Here is a 15,481-nt window from a genome sequence, read left to right as displayed (position 1 = left end):
GACACGGATAACCAGCAGCAGAATGTTGATGACCTGAGCCGTGACGTGGAGCAGGCCAACAATGCCCTTTCCCCTATCTTTGATAAAGAGAAAGATAACTCAAAGTTTTCCTGACGCTCCAAAAAGTGTAAATATCCAGCTGAAAAATCCAGCTTTTAAAAAAGCTATAGAGAAAGGCATGTCTAATTATTTGGGAGAACAGTAATTTGCTAACTAATAGTCTAATGGACATACAACTTGCCAAATTAACATCTGATGATTTTGTTGATTTAAATTTATCAAAAAAACTTAATGAAATAATAGAGTTAGGTTTTATAGAAGAACACGGTAGCTTTTTATCCAAGCGATTGCTGGATTATTGTACGTCCGTGCATCGCTCAAATTTTGATGATGAAATTGCGTATGAGTGTTTTGTGAATTCTTTTCATATGGAGGACTATGTAGATAATTCACATCTTGCATATTCCATTGTTTTCTCTAATGAATTGATAAAAAAGTGGCGGTCATTTAGAAGCTCAGCGTTAAATGTAATCATTGCATTAGACGATGAAACCTTTTTGCCAAAAATAAAATTTCACGCTAAAAGGGATAGTGCAGAGTGGTTGATGGAGAATGAATTAGAGTCTTATATTCAACCAATCCTTATTACTACAGAAGAAATTCATATTTGAATTAATTATTATTTAATAAGCAATTTTGGTTCTTGAATAAGATCCCAGCCTTTGGGGCGGGATCTTTGTTATGCCATTTCTCAACGACCTGCTTGATTTTAGTGATCACCCCCTTATGCCACACCCCTCTGCGCAACTTTTCGCAGAGCATCTGCCCGCTGAGTGGATACAACACTGTTTGACGCTTTCCGAACATGCCACTGTTCGTCGCCGCTGTTTGCCTGGCGATATGGTCATCTGGATGGTCGTCTCTATGGCCTTTTTCCGCAATGAGCCTATTACTGACGTCGTGCGTGCTGATGGTGAGGCCGGTAATGAACCAATGCGGTAGAGAATAATACGCTGGGTCTGGTTCTGAAGGGATGTGGTATCGCTGCACCCTGCCGAAGTCTGATAGCGAAGCAAGTTCTGGAGATCGGTGTTAAAGCGGGTATTACGGGTATTGTCGCCAAAGAGATCGCAGACAAGATATCGGAAGACGATCTTGATCATCTTGTTATGCTGGCAATGATGGTGGGGTAGATCAGTCTGAGTCGTTTCATTTCCCTTAGATACTTTGTTGCATCATAATTGCCATTAAATAAGCCTATTTATCTTGGACTACAAATCTATGAAAAAAGTACTTAAGGGGATATTTAGTGTCGCGATTGGTCTTGTCTTTTCAATCCAAGCCCAAGCTCAGATACTTATGGAACGCCAGCAGATTCCTGAACAGGGTATATCTCTCAATATTCCTAAAGGTTTTCTTCGTATGGATGAGACGATGAAAAAATATAAATACCCTTCAGATAATCGCCCTCAAGTGGTTTTTACCAATGAGCAAGGGACGGTAAACTTAGCTATGAGCGCGGGCATATTACCACTTAAGATTGAACAATTAGATGGTTATAAAGACTTGTTGTTACATGCGATGCGCAACTACCAACCAGCGGCAGAGAGTGTAATTGTAGATAAGGGCCAAAAGGCATGGCTGCTTAATTTTACCTCTAAGGCAATAGATACAGATATTCATAATGTCATGCTAATAACTTCCTTTATGGACAGAGGAGTTATCATCGCATTTAACAGCACAGAAGAACTCTGGAATACCTACAGCGATTCAGCCAAAGCCTCCTTGTTATCAATAACGTTTGATAGATAATCAACCTGATAATGACTGTATTCCCTAATCCAGTTGATGATCCCACTGGGGGTAAGCTGATAAATCCTGCGCCCGATCAAAACAAGGGAACAGCGTTGGTGACACCAGATAAAAGTGGCGAGAAATGGTGCCAGTAATACTGATGGTAGCCGGATACGAGTGGGAATGTGGTTTATAAATAGGGTGTTTTTGAATGATGCTTTACAAGATGCAATACAATCTGAGTGTCATTCCGGAAATATACAGGAATGACACACGCCTAAACCTGCTATAACTCGCCGTGTATTGCCTGACCGTGCTCATCAAAGACTAAAATATGTTTACAGGAAGCGCCAATAGTAACATCTTCACCAACGGAAAGTTTCAGTTGATAGGGGACTTTCATTTGTAGCGTACCGTGCTCTGTTGAGCTAAATAGCACCACCGTGGAATCTCCGTGCATTTCGGTAATGTCTGTTTTCACTGCCAGACTCAATTCGGTACTGTTGGTTAAGGAGAAGTGTTCAGGACGGATAGCCAAAGTCAGTGCGGCTCCCATTGCCAAATTCAATTTCACCAATCGCGGAATAAAAAAGCGGAGTCCATTAATATTAACGTAGCCAGCCTGCTCATAAACTGCGTTAAATAGATTTATTTTAGGAGCGCCGATAAATCCGGCGACAAAAAGATTGGCTGGATGGTTATAAACCTCTTCCGGGGTCCCGATTTGTTCTATTCTTCCTTGGTTTAAAATCACTATCCGATCCGCCAATGTCATGGCTTCCGTTTGGTCATGGGTGACGTATATTGTAGTTTTGCCTAAGCGCTCATGCAGCTTGCCTATCTCTTGTCGCATCTGAATACGCAGCGCAGCATCAAGGTTAGATAAAGGTTCATCAAATAAAAATACTTTGGAGCAACTGACAATAGATCGACCAATAGCGACGCGCTGGCGTTGGCCGCCGGATAAATGCTGCGGCAGGCGCTCAAGATAATTATCCAGTTGCAGGATACTTGACGCATTAGCTATTCTGTCTGCAATTTCTTGCTTCGGAATTTTGATGTTTTTGAGACCAAATGCTAAGTTTTCTCGCACGGTCATATGGGGATAAAGCGCATAGGATTGAAATACCATCGATACACCGCGTGCCCCCGCATTAGTTTGGGTGACATCTTTATCTTCTATTTTAATTTCACCGCTGTTAACTTCCTCCAGCCCTGCAATCATTCTTAATAACGTAGATTTTCCGCAGCCAGAAGGGCCAACTAAGACAATAAATTCCCGCGACGCCACTTCAAGATTGACGTTATCAATCGTTTTAATTTTCCCATAGTACTTCACGACATTTGCGAGAGAAACGCTAGCCATTATAAGCTCCAACAATATGCTGCTATTTACCCTCGCGTTCAGTAATAAACGCGAGGTTGATTTTATTAGTTTTTAACGAAAGGTTATTTGAAAATTTAATTACTTTGGATAAAGAAATTGAGTTAATTGCGCTGTTTTCTGCTCCAGAAGTGTTATATCACCACGAGTTTCAATATTTAAACGCACAAGTGGCTCAGTATTCGATGAGCGTAAATTAAAGCGCCAGTGTTCAAACTCCATACTAAGGCCATCAATTCCAGTCACGTGAATGGCACTATCAGCGTAAAACTGTTTTATCTGCTGGATTTTGGTTTTTGGATCGCTAACAGTGAAATTAAGTTCGCCCGATACCGGGAATTTCGCCTTGCGGGATTCAATTAATGAAAACAGCGATGTGGTTTTTTTCGACAGTAATTCGATCACTAACAGCCAAGGGATCATACCGCTATCGCAGTAGCCGAATTCTCGGAAATAGTGATGAGCGCTCATCTCCCCGCCATAGACGGCATCATGGTGGCGCATGGCATCTTTAATAAAGGCATGGCCGGTTTTAGATTCGATTGCTGTACCATTAAGTGTCTGTACGATATCTATCGTATTCCACGTTAACCTAGGGTCGTGAATTATTTTGTCGGCATTATGAGTTGCTTTGCCAATATTGTTGGTGAGCAGGAATTTTTCTGCCAGCAGCCCCACAATGTAATAACCTTCAATAAAATTCCCAAGGTGATCGAAGAAGAAACAACGGTCAAAATCCCCATCCCAGGCAATACCTAAATCTGCCTGATGCTCACAGACTGCTTGCCGAGTTGACCCCTGATTTTCTGGCAACATCGGGTTTGGGATCCCGTTAGGAAAACTGCTATCTGGCTGATGGTTGATTTTAATAAAACTGATTGGCACCTTACGTTTTGCCAGTGCAGCTTCCAGTGCATCAAGAGTGGGGCCAGCAGCGCCGTTGCCAGCATTAACCACAATTTTCATTGGTAGTAATGCATTCAGATCGATATAGCTTAATAAGTGCTCGACATAGTGTTCGCGGACCAACTGGGTTTCAAGCTGGCCCCTAACGCCAGGTGGTGCAAAATGATTATCCTGTGCCAGCCGCTGAATTTCATACAGCCCGTTATCACCGCTAATAGGTTGGGCATCTTTTTTAACTAACTTCATCCCGTTATAGTCAATCGGATTATGGCTAGCCGTCACCTGAATCCCGCCATCGACACCGTAAAAGCGGGTGGCGAAATAGACTTCTTCAGTACCCACCATGCCGATATCAATGACATCCGCACCGCCATCCATTAACCCTTTTGCCAGGGCGTTTTTTAACTCGGCACTGGTTGCCCGTGCATCCCCACCCACCACGACTTTGGCTGGTTTTAGCCACTGGCAATAGGCGCGTCCGATCCGATAGGCTATCTCTTCGTTTAACTCCGAGCCCAGTTTTCCCCGAATATCGTAAGCTTTAAAACAGGTTAATTTTTCCATTTCCTTTCCAATCTGATTATGCTGAATCACGGACGACAAGTTCAAAATCTAAAGATATATCATTGGCTAATTGGCCTGAAATAAGGGCCCTTGCGGCTTCACGGCCTTTTAAAACAGTAGGTTGGCGGATGGTGGTTAAACCAACCGGCGGATCCTGAATATCAATATCGTCAAACCCGGTAATGGCAATTTGGCCTGGCACGGGAATATTGTGGTCCTGACAAAATTGATAAACGCCGAATGCAAAACGGTCAGATAAACAAATAATAGCCGAAATGCCCGGTTCCTTTGCCAGCAGCGCTTTGGCCGCTTTTTCGCCCCCGGTTTCACTGTGCGGTTGTTCCGCGACATAACTGGTGTGCAAATCAATCCCGGCTTCAGCCAGCGCTGTTATACAGGCGCTAATCCGCCCGAAAGCCACACCGTTATCATAGTCAGTGGAGAATTCAGCCAGTGATGTTAGCTCGCCGGGGAGCCTTTTCACAGGGAAAGAGACAATACCGAATTTCTTATGCCCGGCTGCCAACAAGTGGTGGCAAATAGCCTGCATAGCAGCCCCGTCATCTATCGAAACACAGGTGAAATTCTGGAGTTTGATATCGGTGGTAATGACCGGCAACCCACTGGTCAACGCCGCCTGGACCACTTCGTCATTGTTATAGGTCGCATTTAAAATATAACCATCTACCAGTGCACCCATCATTCGTTTTTTTAGCGCGTTATTCGTTTTTAATGGCATCAGCGCAATGTTAATACCATTTTTTTCACACTCTTCGGCAATACCGCGCATCAGCGCAATATCATGGCGATCAGAGAAAACATAACTGAGGTTGTCATTAAAGATGACCCCAAGCGTTCCACATTTTCCGGTACGCAGAAAGCGCCCGGCACCTGCAGGACCATGATAATTTATGGATTCGGCATAGGCTAAAATCTTCTCTCGCAATTCAGGCGAGACTTTCTCCGGCCGATTAAACACATTCGAGACCGTTGTATGCGTTACGTTTAGCGTTTCAGCGATTGTTTTAAGTGTTTCTCTTTTTTTACCAGTGGTCATCTTAAAAGCTCCGGGAAGAAGAACTAAACAAACTGCCTGTATTATACCCCCCTCCGTCTTGTGAAATGATCAAACCTCACCGTTCAGGAATAGCATGTTATCTTAATTTTAACGTTAAAATTTGAACAAACGTCACGATTTTAACGTTAAACATAAAATGATGAGATGTGAAATACTTCACATCATTATCGAAATTACGCTGCTATTTTATTTTAACGTTAAAATTGGTCTTCCAGCCTTTTCTTTCAACAACGGCTCTGGGAATAGAATAATGTTAGAAAAAATGAAGAACACCCTGATTTCATTGGCAATTGCCTCCAGTTGTGTTGTGTTTACTGGCTGTGACAATGATGCGGCATCGGCTAAAAATGAAAAACAGGACATCACGCTTTGGATAGCGCCGAACAATGTCCAAGAGGCATTCTGGAGCGAAGTGGTTGGGGAGTGGAATAAACAACCGGATAAAAAGAAAGTCGTATTTTCAACGATCCCGGCAGCGGGCAGCTCTGAAGAAGCGATAATGAATGCGATTGCTTCTGACCGCGCACCTGATATCTCAGAAAATATTTTTACCGGCTTTGGCTCTCAGCTTGCTGACTTAGGGCAGGTTGTTGATCTCTCGACGCTGGATGGCTATGAAAACTTAATTAGTCGTCGTCAGATGACGGATATTATGGAGAATTGGCGCTATAACGGGAAAAACTACATCCTGCCGATTTATATGAACCCGGTACTCTTCTGGTGGCGTGGCGATCTGTTAAAAGAGCAGGGTTTTAGTGAGGTTCCGAAAACGTATGACGAGGTTTACGCGCTCTCCGAAAAATACACCATCCCAGATAAACGTTATGCTATACAAGCCACTTCTGGCCGTAACTGGTGGGATCGCTGGTTTGATTTTATTGCCCTCTATTATGCCCAAAGTGGCGGTAAGCCTTATATCGCCAACCAGCAAGCCAGCTATGATAACCAGGCTGGTCGTGACGTTCTGGACTTTATGCATACACTTTTTTCAAAAAAATGGACCCTTTACGATTTTGGCCAGGATGATCCATTAGTCACCGGTAAAGTATTGGGTGCAGTACGCGGCCCTTGGGATATTAGCCGCTACCAGCAGCAATATCCGGAAATTTTAAAGCACATAAAAATAGGGCCGATGCTGGTTAAAGATCAGCAAGATAAACCACATACTTTCGCCGATGGCAAAGGGCTGGTGCTGTTTAGCCATTCAAAGGTTAAACCCGAGGCGTGGGAGTTTATCCAGTGGGTATTCAGCCAGCCAAAATTCGATAAGCGCTGGATGGAACTGACCGGTATGCCACCTGCTAGGGCAGATTTGCTCACCAATCCTTTCTTTGCAGAATACTATCAGGAACACCCGTATGCAGCGGCCTACGCTGAATATGTCAATGTAGCGATACCTCCGGTTTCCAGTGGTGAAACAGTGGAAATCCAACGCAGCATGACACAAATGATTGAGAAGACTGCGTTTAATACCGCAACGCCTGATGAAGCGCTACGACAGTCAATAAAAGAAGTGAATGCGATTTTAAAGCCCTAAGATTTTAAAACGCTAGGATTTTAAAGTCCTAATATTTTGGAATCCTAGCAGTAAGCATGAGTTAATTTCTTGTTTTATGCATCAAAGTGAGCCAGGTGGCCTTTCATTATGACTTTTTTAAAGCTTAAAGATAAACATGTAGGCAGCGTATTAGCTGCCTCCTATCTGGGATATACCAGCATATTCTGGTTTTATCCTTTTATTTGGCTCGCAGTTTTATCGCTAACTGAGTGGCGTTTTGTTGGTATTCCTACGTTCAATGGCCTGAATAATTTTATTTTGGTGATGCAAGATCCTTTGTTTTGGAAATCGATGCTGAACGTGATGCGTTTTTTAATGTATTACTTACCTATTGTATTTATCTCTTCATTTCTGTTCGCATTTGGTTTACAGAAATTAAAATATGGCAGGACCTTTGTTGCATTAAGTTTTTTACTGGCCAACGTCTCATCCGGCGTGGCCTATTCCATCGTGTTCTCGAAGATATTTAGTCAGAATGGGCCGCTGAATACCTTCTTATATGATTGGTTTGGATTTACGCTGCCTTGGTTAACCAGCCCGGACTTCGCCATGTTATCTATCGCTTTGGTCGTTACATGGAAGTTTGTCGGGTACTATGGGCTGATTCTCTTTTCCGGGTTAAACAGCATTCCTAAAGAAATTTATTCAGCGGCGGAATTAGATAATACCCGCACCATTAAGCGTTTGTTCCATATCACGTTACCGATGATCAACCCGCAATTAATTATGGTGCTGGTTTTAGCCATTACGGTTTCCTTCGCTATTTTTACTGAGCCATATCTGATTACTGGCGGCGGGCCGCTTAATAGCACCACCACGCCAATGATCGTGATGTATGAAACCGCGTTTATGAAGATGCAGCCCAGTTGGGCAGCGACCATGTCAATTTTTATCGCACTCATCAGCTTTGGAATTATCTTGGGTGTCAGAAAATTGCTGGAAAGAAAGGTAGAGATTGTTTAAATGAAAAAAAACATCAACAGTTTAATTATCCATCTGGTTATGTTTTCTCTGGCGCTCTCGTGGCTCTATCCCTATATCTGGATGGTGCTTTCTTCCTTTAAACAGTCTGCCGATGTTTATACTACCGGGCTGTTTGGTAGCGCTTACTCACTCGATAATTACCGTTTTTTGTTTGAAAACAGTGGCCGGGTGGAAAAACCTTTTTTAAAGACGCTATTTAACTCACTCTTTATTTCAACGGTAGTGACGGTAGCCGTTACCCTTAGCTCTATGTTTATTGGATTTGCGCTGGCAAAAATGCAATTTAAAGGCCAGTCTCTGTTTAGGAATTTACTGTTTTTACAAATGGTTTTTCCTGCTTCGATGTTTATCATCCCGCAATTCGTTTTAGTCAGAGAACTGGGGTTATTAAACAGTTATAGCGCCATGATTGTCCCTTTCCTCATGAGTTCTTGGGGGATCTTTATGATTTCACAAAGCTTTCAGGGGACACCTAATGATTATATTCATGCGGCTAAAATTGATAATGCTAGTCTGTGGCAAATTATGATTTACCTGATGATGCCGCTGAATAAAGCAATTATCGCCATCGTGGCATTGTTTACCTTTGTCGGCACATGGGACAACTTCTTATGGCCGCTGATTGTTATCCAGGATGAAAGTAAAATGCCGCTCTCGGTATTACTGGCTACATTCAGTAAGTCCTATGGCGTTTATGTTGGGCCAGTGATCGCCGGTGCAGTAATTCAGACCATCCCGATCGTCGTACTGTTTATTTTATTCCGTAAATATTTCATGCAGGGCATGTCCCTATCATTAAAGTAGGGGACTGATGCGATGACTGACATGAAATGGTGACGTGAAACGCTTTTATTTGATACTCGAAAACACGGTGAAATGACTCACCACGATATTGCTATTTATATAGAGGACCATAATGATTAGGTATTCCGGCAACCCGTTAATCACACCCCAGGATATTACGCCAAGCCATCCGGGATTTAAGGTTGAATGCGCCTTTAATGCGGGCATCACCAAACTGGGCGATGAGACTATTATGTTGATTCGTATCGCGGAGAGCGTTATCCCTGAAAGTGAGGGTATTACCGTCGTGCCTTTGCTTATGGAAATTTCCGGGCACTGGCAGGTTACCACGCGGGTATTTAAGCACGGCGACCCGGCCTACGATTTTAGCGATCCTCGGCTGATCAGCGATATTGCAGATCCATCGATCGTGTACCTGACGTCGCTCTCCCATCTTCGTGTGGCAAGAAGTCATGACGGTGTTACTTTCGTCGTTGACGATAAACCCTTTATCTTCCCGGCCAACGGTGACGAAGCTTTTGGTTGTGAGGATGCTCGCATTACTCAGATCGACGGCGCTTACTATATTAACTATTCCGCAGTTTCAGAGAAGGGCATTTGCACTGCGCTGGCGGTTACCCAGGATTTCACCGACGTTAAGCGTTTGGGGCTTATTTTCTGCCCTGATAATCGTGATGCGTGTCTGTTCCCGGAAAAAATCAACGGTAAATACATGACGTTGCACCGCCCGGCACCTAAACACTTCGGTAAACCCGAAATTTGGCTGGCCAGCTCCATGGATCTGCTGCATTGGGGAGATCACCGGCATTTACTGGGGACATCGCAAGACCCTTGGGATGCCTTGAAACTGGGGGGCGGGGCGCAAATGCTGAAAACAGAAAAAGGGTGGCTGCAAATTTACCATGGGGTAGATGCGACCCAACGCTATTCTCTCGGTGCGCTGCTGCTAGACCTGGAACAGCCGACTAAAATCCTTGCTAAATCGCAGGTACCGTTGCTCCAACCGCAGGCTCCTTATGAGCTTCACGGCTTTTTTGGTAATGTCGTCTTTACCTGCGGCGCGCTCATTGAGAACGATAGCCTACGGGTCTATTACGGTGCGGCGGACGAATGTATGTGCCTGGCTGAAATGCCGCTGGCTCAACTGTGGCAGCACCTGTCGGTGTAATTACGGTATAAAAAATAAGGCTTCTATGATGAGACATACCCCACCAGCCAACGTTGCCCAATTGTTCGCCGATTACCAGAAACGGACGGCTCACAACACCTTTTCTACCGGTCGGCTCGAATTCACAGGGGTAGGTGACAAGGATGTTTATAACATCACCGCGCCATTTACCTCTGCCGGGCAGGTTGTGATTGCCGGACGTGTTGAAGCGAGAGACTCCGAGCATTCGACTATTGTGTTTTTCAGTGAACAGCAAGGGAAATGGACGCCAGTTGAAAATGCACCGACGTTTCAATTACAGGATCCTTTTTTCACCTGGATTGAGGATGAGCTTATTTTTGGCGGGGTTGAAATTAATCCACACCCTGATAACCCAGGGCAACTCATCTGGCACACCGTATTTTTCCGTGGGCGAGATATTCACTCATTAACTCGTTTCGCTTCCGGCCCACCGGGGATGAAAGATATCCGTTTGTGCCATATTCAGCAGGGGCGCATCGGGGTATTTACTCGACCACAAGGTAAAATAGGCGGCAGAGGCACTATCGGGTATGTTGAAATAAACAACCTGGAGGCGCTAACGCCAGAAACTATCACCAGCGCCGAACTATTTGAGCAGCAGTTTAATTCTGAAGAATGGGGCGGCGTCAACGAAACGCATTTACTCTGCGATGGCACCATTGGGTTACTTTCCCATATTGCCTGTTTCGATCAACATGGAAGGAGGCACTACTATCCGGGCGTATTTATCTTTAACCCGGACACCAGAAACTATACGCCAATAAAAATTATTGCAGCCAGAGATAATCTGCTACCCGGTGCAGCTAAACGCCCGGACTTAGTGGATGTTATTTTTCCGGGTGGCTTAATTGTATTACCTAACAACGGCTGGCGATTATATGTTGGTGCCAGCGATGCGGAAGCGCACTGGATTGATATTGAAGATCCTTTTAGTGGATTTTAATTACCAGGAAATCTGAATTGCGTTTTTAACTCGATTTATAGAAAAAACCTAATATCAATTAGATTGGGTGGAGTTCCCATTATTTATCGATTGGGAATACCACCTACTTACATGGAATGCATATGAAACATAAAAAATATTTATCCCTGTTTCTGATGGCAGGTATCTGTTCTGTTGCCCAAGCGGATAATTCCCCGAATGTGGTAAACGCCAATAACGTTGAGAACCGGACTTTTTTTGCCGGTGACAAAATCAGAATAGTAAAAGACGGCGGTGAGACGATAGAGGCTATTGTAGAACTCAGCGATGATAATATAGGGATTGTGCGCATCCCGAAGGATGAAAAAGCCTATTTTCATGGCAACTGGTTAGCAGAATATAAAATAGAACATTTCCGCAATGAGGGGCGCAGTACCAACTCTCGGCCAGTGCATGAAATTGTCTTTGCTGATGGGCGCGTCAATTTTGGCGATACTGGCTGGAATACCGGTTTTTTACTCAAGCAGGTGCGGTTTACCAGCGACTCACGTAATGAGAGCAATCATAAAGTTGATTTCCGCATGGTAGAAATGGAAATCCGTCCCGCCTGGTCCAAAAGTATCGACAAGCACTGGTTTATGTTCGAAGGGATCTATTTAGGTAAAACAGGCTACGAAAAAAACCGCACGACAGGCGGCGATAACAATATTGGCGGCGATGGTTATGGTTTCCGGCCCTATTACCGCTACCAGGTATCAGATCGCTTAAGTGTGAACACTGATGTAAAAATGCTGGTAGAAGATAAAGATGCCCGTGGTGCAGATAATGGACGGTTCCAGTTCTACGAAGCACTTGTTAATGTAAACTATCGGGTCGCCGATAATGTACACGCCGGTATCGAAGTGTTTCGTAAAGAAGGCCAGGACTTTAATCATAATGGCACCAAAACAGCAAACGTCTTGGAACAGGAACTTCGCCCTTGGGTTGCCTGGAACATGGGTAAAAATAATTTCCTGTTTAAAATGGAACCACAGTTAAGACGTATCGGCGGGCAAGATGGTTATAGAGAAACCTCGAAAGCTCAAAAATATATTTTTAACTATAGCTATCCTATCGCCGATAGAGTCTATTTGGTTGCCGAATATTTCTACCGAGTAGAACATGACAAAAAATTCTGGGATCGTGGTGTACGCGACAATAAAAGCTACAGTGATACCACCACGCACTTTGGCAAGTTAGGAATTAATTATATTTTTTAAGCGGCTATAAATAACTAACTTAGAATAAGAGAAATAATATGAAACTACTAAATACCCTGGTTTGTATCATTGGTTTAACATCATTTTCTTCCTCTGCGAAGCTGGTTAATGCTGAGCATCTGGATGCCTTATATCAAAAGGTCACGGTGGCGAACAAAACAGAACTGGGTCTGATTCATATCTATAGCGAATTTCCAGATTACCGCTGGGTTAAAGATCCCATCGAAGGCGTATCCGCCATTGATGATGTCGCTCGCGCGGCAATTTTTTATCAACGTCAATACCAGGCAACAGGCTCAGCGGCAGATTTAGAAAAAATAAAATCGCTGGTCGAATTTATTCTGTATCAACGGGCAGATAATGGTTACTTCTATAATTTTATCTACCCAGACCATTCCATTAATAAAGAGTATAAAACCAGTGTGGCGGAGCCAAATTGGTGGACATGGCGTGCATTATGGGCGCTGACTCAGGCTTATCCTACGCTGGTGAAAACCGATAACGCGTTGGCGCAAAGAACCCGCGAGACTATTTTCGCCACCATCGATGTTATTTATAAAGACTTTAATTTCAAACAGACTCGTGGCGAAAAAGAGGGAGTGGCGGTGCCAGAATGGCTGCCTCATACCGCGGGTGACCAAGCCTCTGTATTGTTGATGGCCCTGAGCGATGCACAGGCGCTGGAAGCAAAACCAGAAATTGAAAAGATGATGCGTTCACTGGCGGCTGGCATCATGCTGATGCAGGTTAAGGATACGTCTTCACCGGTGAATGGGGCCTTTTTAAGCTGGCAGAACCTGTGGCACGGTTATGGTAACAGCCAGGCTTATGCTTTGCTGGTTGCGGGTAACAGGCTGGGCGATCGGGATATGATTAAAGCTGCCTTTAACGAGCTGGATCATTTCCATCCTTGGTTGATCAGTAATGGGCTGTTAAACGAGTTTACCGTCCGTCAGCAGGGTGAAAAAGTCACACTAATTGAACAAAAGAAATTTTCCCAGATTGCTTATATCATCCGCCCGATGGTCTTCGCCAATATCAAAGCTTGGGAGATTTCACGTGACGCCGTTTATCTGGAGCGCGCTGTTGATTTATCACTGTGGTTCTTTAAAAATAATCCGGCACAGGCTCAAATGTATTACCCCGTAACTGGGATTGCATTTGACGGTATTGATTCGGCCACTACCGTGAATAAAAACTCGGGAGCAGAATCCACGATTGAAGCGTTACTCACTCTTCAGTTGATTGAATCTATCCCTGATGCCAAGCGCATGTTGGAATCGGCGCTTGAAAAGCGGAATATCAAGCAGTAATAACTGCATCATCCTGTAAATAGCAGCCCCGGTGCTCTGAATTATTTTTATATTTCAGAGCACCATTATTACACCAGCCATATTCTATTTATATTTATCGCCATTTTTATCTTCATTATCTCTCAGCAAGTCTACTTCACGCGTGACTCAAGCAGAAAGTTATAGCAATGCCATCTGCCGTCTTAAATTTGGGATAGATAATTATAGAAGAACAGCGTATCGTCAATGGTATTGTGAGTTCAGTAGAACAAGGTGATACAGGCTTTCATCGTACTCGTTAGGGGACATTTACTGGCAATTAGCTGAGGATAATTACCAGTAAAAATGATGTCGTTAGACTTTGGCAAGCATACTGCGCATATCGTTACCGCTTGGTGTTTGGTGGATTCGCAGATCAAACTCACTCACCACGGCAAAGATGTGGTCAAAAATATCTGCCTGAATACCTTCGTATTCTGCCCATATCGTGGTGTTGGTAAAAGCGTAGACCTCTAGCGGCAAGCCCTCGGGTGTTGGGGCAAGTTGACGCACCATTAATGTCATCGACTGATGGATCCCCGGATGCGCCCGCAGATAAGCCACCAGATAAGCGCGCAACGTTCCGATGTTAGTCAGGCGACGGCCGTTGAGTGGTGAACTGAGGTCGAGGGCTATCTGCTGATTATATTGGTTCAGTTCCTGCGATTTTTCACTGAGGTAGTGTTGTAACAGCGGATTGAGGGTTAGGCGCTGTTGCTCCTGTTCTGATAGAAAATGTACGCTGGTGGTATCAATATTGATGCCGCGTTTAATACGCCGACCACCGGATTCCGACATTGAACGCCAGTTCTTGAAGGAATCGGAAATAAGCGCATAAGTTGGGATGGTCGTGACGGTGTTATCCCAATTTCTTACTTTTACTGTAGTCAGGCCAATATCTGTCACTGCGCCATCAGCCCCGTATTTTGGCATCTCCAGCCAATCGCCAATTTTTAGCATATCGTTAGCAGAGAGCTGAATACCTGCCACCAGACCAAGAATTGGGTCTTTGAATACCAACATCAGCACTGCCGTCATGGCCCCTAAGCCGCTGAGTAGCAACAGGGGTGATCGGCCCATCAACAGCGAAACGATCATGATGCCGATAAATATCGCAGCCACCAGTTTCAGCCCTTGGAAGATACCGCGCAGGGGTAATTGATGAGCAACTGAACTCTGGCGGAGCAGGGCTAGCAAGGTATCAAGTAAAGAAAACAGAGCCAGCAGGGCGAAGGCCATAATCCACACCTGCGCGGCGGTAACGATAACAGCCTGCGTCTGGCTGCCATTTTGTAACCACAGTACGGCCTGGAGATTGATGATGATCCCTTGCAGCAGTAGCGCTACGCGTTGAAACAGTTTGTGTTTTGTGATGGCCTGTTGCCAGATGCGTTGCGATTGCTGCCCGCGGCGCTGGAGGGTGGCCAGAACTACACGGTGTAGCACCAGGTGGATCACCACAGAAATCAATAAGATTAGCCCAATCACCATCGTCAATGACATCACATCGGAGAACTCCATCCCCAATCTTTCCAGCCACTGGCTTATTCTTTGTTGCATCATTGCTCCTTTAAAACATCAATCTGACGAAAAGGCCTTAGCCTAAAGGCTATGGGCGCAGGGGGGGCACCTGTTTACCCTTTTTTACATTGTGGTTCTGTATCTTTGTTCGATTGTTGCCCAGCAAAGGGGGAGACATATTTATATG

General features: G+C 44.4%; 13 protein-coding genes and 2 pseudogenes. 11 read left to right on the top strand and 4 right to left on the bottom strand.

Annotation, left to right across the window (positions count from 1 at the left end):
* From AC971_RS25840 to AC971_RS19055, 4 genes and pseudogenes are all read left to right on the top strand, one after another.
* Window positions 1–105 (top strand): annotated as a pseudogene (locus AC971_RS25840) (hemolysin); the annotation flags it as partial.
* Between the two features lie 119 nt (window positions 106–224).
* Window positions 225–671 carry a hypothetical protein gene (locus AC971_RS19065; protein ID WP_025384253.1) on the top strand — a complete coding sequence of 149 codons (447 nt, stop codon included), beginning with the start codon at window positions 225–227 and terminating at the stop codon, window positions 669–671.
* A gap of 70 nt (window positions 672–741) precedes the next feature.
* A pseudogene (locus AC971_RS19060) lies at window positions 742–984 on the top strand (transposase domain-containing protein); the annotation flags it as partial.
* A 375-nt stretch (window positions 985–1,359) separates the two neighbouring features.
* Window positions 1,360–1,812, top strand: coding sequence for a hypothetical protein (locus AC971_RS19055; protein WP_048677802.1), 453 nt, complete (start codon window positions 1,360–1,362; stop codon window positions 1,810–1,812).
* Window positions 1,813–2,080: 268 nt separating this feature from the next.
* On the opposite strand, the gene AC971_RS19050 is transcribed toward AC971_RS19055, so the two are convergent.
* The 3 genes from AC971_RS19050 to AC971_RS19040 all read right to left on the bottom strand — a co-directional run bounded on the left by AC971_RS19050 (window position 2,081) and on the right by AC971_RS19040 (window position 5,705).
* Window positions 2,081–3,160, bottom strand: coding sequence for an ABC transporter ATP-binding protein (locus tag AC971_RS19050; RefSeq protein ID WP_025384250.1), 1,080 nt, complete (start codon window positions 3,158–3,160; stop codon window positions 2,081–2,083).
* Between the two features lie 99 nt (window positions 3,161–3,259).
* Complete coding sequence (locus tag AC971_RS19045) at window positions 3,260–4,648, bottom strand: phosphohexomutase domain-containing protein (RefSeq protein WP_025384249.1); 1,389 nt, start codon at window positions 4,646–4,648, stop codon at window positions 3,260–3,262.
* 16 nt (window positions 4,649–4,664) lie between these two features.
* The gene (locus tag AC971_RS19040; protein WP_025384248.1) at window positions 4,665–5,705 is read right to left on the bottom strand and encodes a LacI family DNA-binding transcriptional regulator; all 1,041 of its coding nucleotides are present in this window, start codon (window positions 5,703–5,705) and stop codon (window positions 4,665–4,667) included.
* Window positions 5,706–5,976: 271 nt separating this feature from the next.
* Between AC971_RS19040 and AC971_RS19035 the strand changes: the two genes are divergently transcribed.
* From AC971_RS19035 to AC971_RS25835, 7 genes are all read left to right on the top strand, one after another.
* Window positions 5,977–7,263, top strand: a complete 1,287-nt coding sequence (locus AC971_RS19035; RefSeq protein ID WP_025384247.1) for an ABC transporter substrate-binding protein — start codon at window positions 5,977–5,979, stop codon at window positions 7,261–7,263.
* A 108-nt stretch (window positions 7,264–7,371) separates the two neighbouring features.
* A complete protein-coding gene (locus tag AC971_RS19030; protein ID WP_025384246.1) occupies window positions 7,372–8,247 on the top strand; it encodes a carbohydrate ABC transporter permease in 876 nt (291 codons plus the stop codon).
* Window positions 8,248–9,072 carry a carbohydrate ABC transporter permease gene (locus AC971_RS19025; protein WP_025384245.1) on the top strand — a complete coding sequence of 275 codons (825 nt, stop codon included), beginning with the start codon at window positions 8,248–8,250 and terminating at the stop codon, window positions 9,070–9,072.
* 112 nt (window positions 9,073–9,184) lie between these two features.
* The gene (locus AC971_RS19020) at window positions 9,185–10,240 is read left to right on the top strand and encodes a glycoside hydrolase family 130 protein (RefSeq protein WP_025384244.1); all 1,056 of its coding nucleotides are present in this window, start codon (window positions 9,185–9,187) and stop codon (window positions 10,238–10,240) included.
* A 25-nt stretch (window positions 10,241–10,265) separates the two neighbouring features.
* On the top strand, window positions 10,266–11,204 hold the full coding sequence (locus AC971_RS19015; RefSeq protein ID WP_025384243.1) for an MTP-1 family protein: 939 nt from the start codon (window positions 10,266–10,268) through the stop codon (window positions 11,202–11,204).
* A gap of 122 nt (window positions 11,205–11,326) precedes the next feature.
* Window positions 11,327–12,442 carry a hypothetical protein gene (locus AC971_RS19010; RefSeq protein WP_025384242.1) on the top strand — a complete coding sequence of 372 codons (1,116 nt, stop codon included), beginning with the start codon at window positions 11,327–11,329 and terminating at the stop codon, window positions 12,440–12,442.
* A gap of 656 nt (window positions 12,443–13,098) precedes the next feature.
* On the top strand, window positions 13,099–13,755 hold the full coding sequence (locus AC971_RS25835; RefSeq protein WP_002365200.1) for a hypothetical protein: 657 nt from the start codon (window positions 13,099–13,101) through the stop codon (window positions 13,753–13,755).
* Between the two features lie 333 nt (window positions 13,756–14,088).
* On the opposite strand, the gene AC971_RS19000 is transcribed toward AC971_RS25835, so the two are convergent.
* Window positions 14,089–15,333 carry a mechanosensitive ion channel family protein gene (locus tag AC971_RS19000; RefSeq protein WP_025384240.1) on the bottom strand — a complete coding sequence of 415 codons (1,245 nt, stop codon included), beginning with the start codon at window positions 15,331–15,333 and terminating at the stop codon, window positions 14,089–14,091.
* Between the last annotated feature and the right edge of the window lie 148 nt (window positions 15,334–15,481).

This window comes from Yersinia similis, from assembly GCF_001053095.1.
Classification (GTDB): domain Bacteria; phylum Pseudomonadota; class Gammaproteobacteria; order Enterobacterales; family Enterobacteriaceae; genus Yersinia; species Yersinia similis.
Note: the sequence above shows the minus strand (reverse complement) of the source record. Positions and strands in the feature narration are given on the sequence as shown.

Excerpts from the sequence above, each read along its gene's own strand:
- AC971_RS19065 (WP_025384253.1), top strand. The coding sequence starts at position 225 with ATGGACATACAACTTGCCAAATTAACATCTGATGATTTTGTTGATTTA.
- AC971_RS19055 (WP_048677802.1), top strand. The coding sequence starts at position 1,360 with ATGGAACGCCAGCAGATTCCTGAACAGGGTATATCTCTCAATATTCCT.
- AC971_RS19050 (WP_025384250.1), bottom strand. The coding sequence starts at position 3,160 with ATGGCTAGCGTTTCTCTCGCAAATGTCGTGAAGTACTATGGGAAAATT.
- AC971_RS19045 (WP_025384249.1), bottom strand. The coding sequence starts at position 4,648 with ATGGAAAAATTAACCTGTTTTAAAGCTTACGATATTCGGGGAAAACTG.
- AC971_RS19040 (WP_025384248.1), bottom strand. The coding sequence starts at position 5,705 with ATGACCACTGGTAAAAAAAGAGAAACACTTAAAACAATCGCTGAAACG.
- AC971_RS19035 (WP_025384247.1), top strand. The coding sequence starts at position 5,977 with ATGTTAGAAAAAATGAAGAACACCCTGATTTCATTGGCAATTGCCTCC.
- AC971_RS19030 (WP_025384246.1), top strand. The coding sequence starts at position 7,372 with ATGACTTTTTTAAAGCTTAAAGATAAACATGTAGGCAGCGTATTAGCT.
- AC971_RS19025 (WP_025384245.1), top strand. The coding sequence starts at position 8,248 with ATGAAAAAAAACATCAACAGTTTAATTATCCATCTGGTTATGTTTTCT.
- AC971_RS19020 (WP_025384244.1), top strand. The coding sequence starts at position 9,185 with ATGATTAGGTATTCCGGCAACCCGTTAATCACACCCCAGGATATTACG.
- AC971_RS19015 (WP_025384243.1), top strand. The coding sequence starts at position 10,266 with ATGATGAGACATACCCCACCAGCCAACGTTGCCCAATTGTTCGCCGAT.
- AC971_RS19010 (WP_025384242.1), top strand. The coding sequence starts at position 11,327 with ATGAAACATAAAAAATATTTATCCCTGTTTCTGATGGCAGGTATCTGT.
- AC971_RS25835 (WP_002365200.1), top strand. The coding sequence starts at position 13,099 with ATGGCCCTGAGCGATGCACAGGCGCTGGAAGCAAAACCAGAAATTGAA.
- AC971_RS19000 (WP_025384240.1), bottom strand. The coding sequence starts at position 15,333 with ATGCAACAAAGAATAAGCCAGTGGCTGGAAAGATTGGGGATGGAGTTC.